Source organism: Staphylococcus sp. HMSC063F05 (assembly GCF_001837075.1).
Lineage (GTDB): Bacteria > Bacillota > Bacilli > Staphylococcales > Staphylococcaceae > Staphylococcus > Staphylococcus epidermidis.
Genome location: NZ_KV831332.1, coordinates 1 through 4511 on the forward strand (window position 1 = coordinate 1; position 4511 = coordinate 4511).

Genomic DNA, 4511 nt, shown 5'->3' on the forward strand with positions numbered 1-4511 from the left:
TATACTATAAATTCAACTTTGCAACAGAACCAAATTTCTTTTATCAAATTCTTATATTTTGTTCTAGAATTTCTGTGAAGCTTTCCCCATTCTTCTTCATCACTCAATAACATAAAAACTATTGCTCTATCCGCAGTGCGTTGGATAGTTTTCCAATCTGGTTGCAAGATATGTAAATCACTAAAGCAATCATTCCAGTAATCCACCATATCTCTTTTAAGTTCGATTTCTACACGCCATAAATGTTCAGACATAACTTCAGCATCTGCATTATCTTTACGTTCTTGCTTTTTATTATAAATTCTAATAAATCTATTACTATCTCTCACGCCAAAATATTTTGTTTCTGGCTTACCATTACGACCATAAAAAATAGTTTTCTTAACTGCTTTATCAGACATTGCATAGTAGTCACTCAAATCATCTTCAAAATCAAAGGCTAAATCTAATCTTGTAAAACCGTCATCTTCCATGTAGCTTATTATATTTTGTTTTAACCAAATCATTTCATCTCGTGTAAGTTTGTTTGGATTAAATTCAATACGCATATTACGTCTATCCCAACTATCTGCTTTCACTTTGTCATATTCAATATAAACTTTTTCTTGAAGTGCTTTAGCTTTAAACTTTGTTTGAAGAATATCCCAAAGTCTTATTTGGGGCTCTACACTCATAAATTTAGAAAGGGCTTGAGCGTTGTCTCGGTTGAGATTTCCAACGATCGTCATTGCATCAAAACTTAATTTTGGATCAGATATGCACACAGTATGTGCGTCCAACCGGCTATTAGAGTAGCCGGTTTTAGAAAAATTGTCTAAATCGTGATTTTCCAAATGATTTGAATGATTTGCATGATTGTTTTTATACATAAAAAATCGACTCCTTAATCTCAATTTCGTTTAAGGAATCGCTCACCCAAATATATATCTTGATGTATATTTAAATATCGTTTAATATCTAAATATACAAGATTATAAAAACAACTCAGTGTTTTTTTCTTTGAATGATGTCGTTCACAAACTTTGGTCAGGGCGTGAGCGACTCCTTTTTATTTTGTTATTAATATAACACTATCAAAAGACTTGGTCTAATCAGATCAAGTCTTTTTTTATTTAAGCATTTGTATTATCTGGTAAACAGTTAAAACTACTAAAACACCAAGTACATACTTACTTGTTATAAAATTCTCAAAGGCTTCTCTGAATTTCATTTCTTCAACTCCTTTTATTGCTTTATTCCAATTTCCTTATTGGTCGGAACCTACAGGGCTTTATGTGTTGTTGAGTTGGTACTTTCTTGGGATTAATCCCAATTCAAGTCCAACCAACTCGCTAACAAGTTAGCTAACACATAGCCCATTCCAACCAATAAGTTTTCTCGGCATAAATGCATGTTCTATAAGTGCATACCTCTATCTCGTTTTTGATTCTTTTGTTGTTCTTGTTGCTGTTCCTGTTCTGAATATAATTCTGGATTCATTTTTTTATCTAAGTTTCCTGCTAAACCATTTAGTTTTGGTTCATCTTCTGTTAACTTATTAACTCTTTCCGCAAAGGTATTTCTTCCTAAAACTCGTTCTAACTCTTTTAGTAAGATTTTTAAAAGCTTTAACGCTATTTCTATATTCTCTTTAAGTGGCTTTGCATTTTCGTAAAGTTGGTTAAAATTATCGTCTGCGTTTTCAATACGCTCAACTGCTTTATTTAATAAATCATCTTTCTCTCGTATTTCCTTATCTTTATCATCTAAGGCTCTACCAGACTTTATATACTCGTAATCTTCCGAAATATCTTGAGCAGCTTTTATCTGTTTCTGAAATTCATTGAAATCTTTTTGGCTTATTACAACATTTCCAGTTTCTTGTATTTCTTTGCTAAATAAACCACCTACTTTTTCAGTTTCTTGCTCATACGGAACATTTATAGGCTTTTTAAGCGTATTTAACGATTTTTGGTACTCTTGCATTAATTTATCGTTCTTTTGCTTTATATGGTCTGTTTTTTGGCTCTCACGTTCATATTCTTGCTTATGATATTCTGTTTTTTGTTTATACTGACTTATTTGCTCATGTTTAGCATTTGTTACTTGTCTTGATTGCCCACGTTCTAAATCATATCCTCGTTGTTTAACATGCTCATTAAATCTATCTTGAAACGCTGTTAAAGCTTTTTTATTACCTACAACTTCTTTAGCACTTAAACGACCATCATCAGTTATTGGAACAACGCCATAATGCATATGTGGTGTTTTTTCGTCCATGTGAACTGTTGCATATAATAAATTATCTTTACCGTATTCTTGTTCTAAAAACTCTTTAGCATATTCAAAAAACTGCTTTGTATCTTCTGGCGTTTGATTATCAAAGAAATCATTGTCTGATGTAATTAAACCATCAATGTGTTTAATCGCGTCTGTTCTAATTTTTCTTTTGCCTGTATAATTCTGTTCGATTTTTTCATCAATCAAGTTATTAAAATTCTGTTTATTAGCATTTACCAAATCATAATTTAAGTAAGTTTTACTATGGTCTATATCTTCATTTTCATAATTATTATTTTCTCTTTGAACATGTTTTTGTATGCCCGTTGTATTTGTTCCAGATTTAACTTTTGAAACTCTAACAATGGAATAAGACATATAAAAATCACTCCTAAGCACAAAGGTTTCATGTGTATTTAATAGTTTAAGTCTAACACACTAGACTTATTTTTAATAAGTCGTTAATACGTGTGCTCTGCGAGGCTTAAACCTGTTTTTGCTAACGCAAAAAATGAGTGGCAAAATGCTAGCCACTCATAGTTCTAAACCAAAATATAATATAACTATTCAAACTGCTTTTCAGAACGTTTAAATACAATAATCGTCAAAAGACAACATAAAATAATAAGGATAGCCATGGCTACAAGAATATTACTATACACTCCAGAAGAATAATTTATAAATTCCAGAACTAGTTTACGATTAATCAATTGTAGTGACAATAAACCTCCTACAATTGCTATACCTGTTCCCTCTGATAAAAAACTTGTGAAATTTAGCAAACTCATTCCAGAAGCAACTTCTTCTTCAGAAAGACTACTTGATACTATTTTTGATATAACTGTTTTAGTAAAAGATAATCCGCCCATAACAAATATAAACATAAAAGTAGTCAACCACATACTAAACTCAACAAAAAATGCAATAGTTAAAAAACTTATAGAGATAGACAATGATCCTAAAATAAAAACAAATAATGATCCTTTTCTATCCACTAAAAAACCACCAAAATAACCAAAAACAATAACACTCATGGTTCCAGGAAAAATAACACTATTACCTATTGTCGCTACATTTACATGATAAATAGTTTTCATCATATAAGGCACCATTGATATAAAACCAGCTACTATAGAAAATATTAGCCCACCAGAAAACAAACCAAGCATAAACGGAATGTTTTTCCCTAGTTTAGGATTAATAAAAGGGTTAGAAACTCTTGAAATATGTTTAATAAAAATCACAAAAAAGATTGTGAAGAGTATTAAAAAAGTCCAATTATAATTTGTCGTAAATAACATAAAACATATAATACTTATAGACATTAAAACAATACCTACGATATCTAATGTATTTTTTGTTGATTTACCAGGTACCATTACTTTAATAAGAAAAGGTATAGTTACTATTGTAATCATAGGAAGTATAAGTAGGTAAGACCAATGAATATAATGTGCTATTATTCCCCCTATTGAAGGACCTAACCCTTCACCTAAAGCTACAATTGATCCTATAAAACCAAAGGCTTTGCCTTGTTTTTTTCTTGTAATATTTCTAGCTACAACCACCATAATCAGTGAAGGGAATGCAGCAGATCCTACTCCTTGTACTAACCTACCAAAAATCAAAATAAAAAAGTGATTGTGACCAATAAAAGCAATCAATGAACCAAGACAGCTCAAACTAATACCAATAATTAACAATTTTTTTATATTTATATAATCAGATAATTTTCCATATACTGCTGTTCCTATCGAAAAAGTTAACATATATGCAGTGTTTACCCAGTTTGTAATTCCAGGAGTAGTATTAAAATGATTTGCAATATCAGGTAAAGAAACATTTAAAACCATTTCATTTAATACACTAAAAAATGAAAGAATACAAAGCCAAAATAAAACGCTATAAAACAAACCTTTAAATTTTTTATATAAACTAAACAATTTTACCTCTTTACTTGAGGTGACTAAAGTTTATAGGGGTAAATTATTCTTTCACCTCATATAAATTCCCCAAATTTTTAAATAGACACTTCATAAAAAAATCCTCCTAAATTAGAATAGTTTAAATATATCATTTTTGTTCAGTAATATTAATATGTACACTATTTCCAAAATTTAAATTCATGTTGCCAAAAATCGATTTGTTTTTGCAATTGTTTTTCGTTCGCTTTTAAAGTCGATTTCATTAAGTCCGTTAAATCGACTGGCGAAATTTCTGGTTCTGTTGCAAAGTAAAAAAATATAGCTAAC

3 protein-coding genes are annotated in these 4511 nt (G+C 30.0%); all 3 read right to left on the reverse strand.

The window, feature by feature from the left end:
- On the reverse strand, positions 1-869 hold an 869-nt coding region (locus HMPREF2576_RS04525), incomplete at its 3' end, for a replication initiation factor domain-containing protein (protein ID WP_070856356.1).
- Positions 870-1395: 526 nt separating this feature from the next.
- Positions 1396-2637 carry a MobV family relaxase gene (gene mobV / locus HMPREF2576_RS04530; RefSeq protein WP_000122374.1) on the reverse strand — a complete coding sequence of 414 codons (1242 nt, stop codon included), beginning with the start codon at positions 2635-2637 and terminating at the stop codon, positions 1396-1398.
- Between the two features lie 185 nt (positions 2638-2822).
- Positions 2823-4202 (reverse strand): tetracycline efflux MFS transporter Tet(K), encoded by a 1380-nt coding sequence (gene tet(K), locus HMPREF2576_RS04535; protein WP_000492283.1) that lies wholly within the window; start codon positions 4200-4202, stop codon positions 2823-2825.
- Positions 4203-4511: the final 309 nt, after the last annotated feature.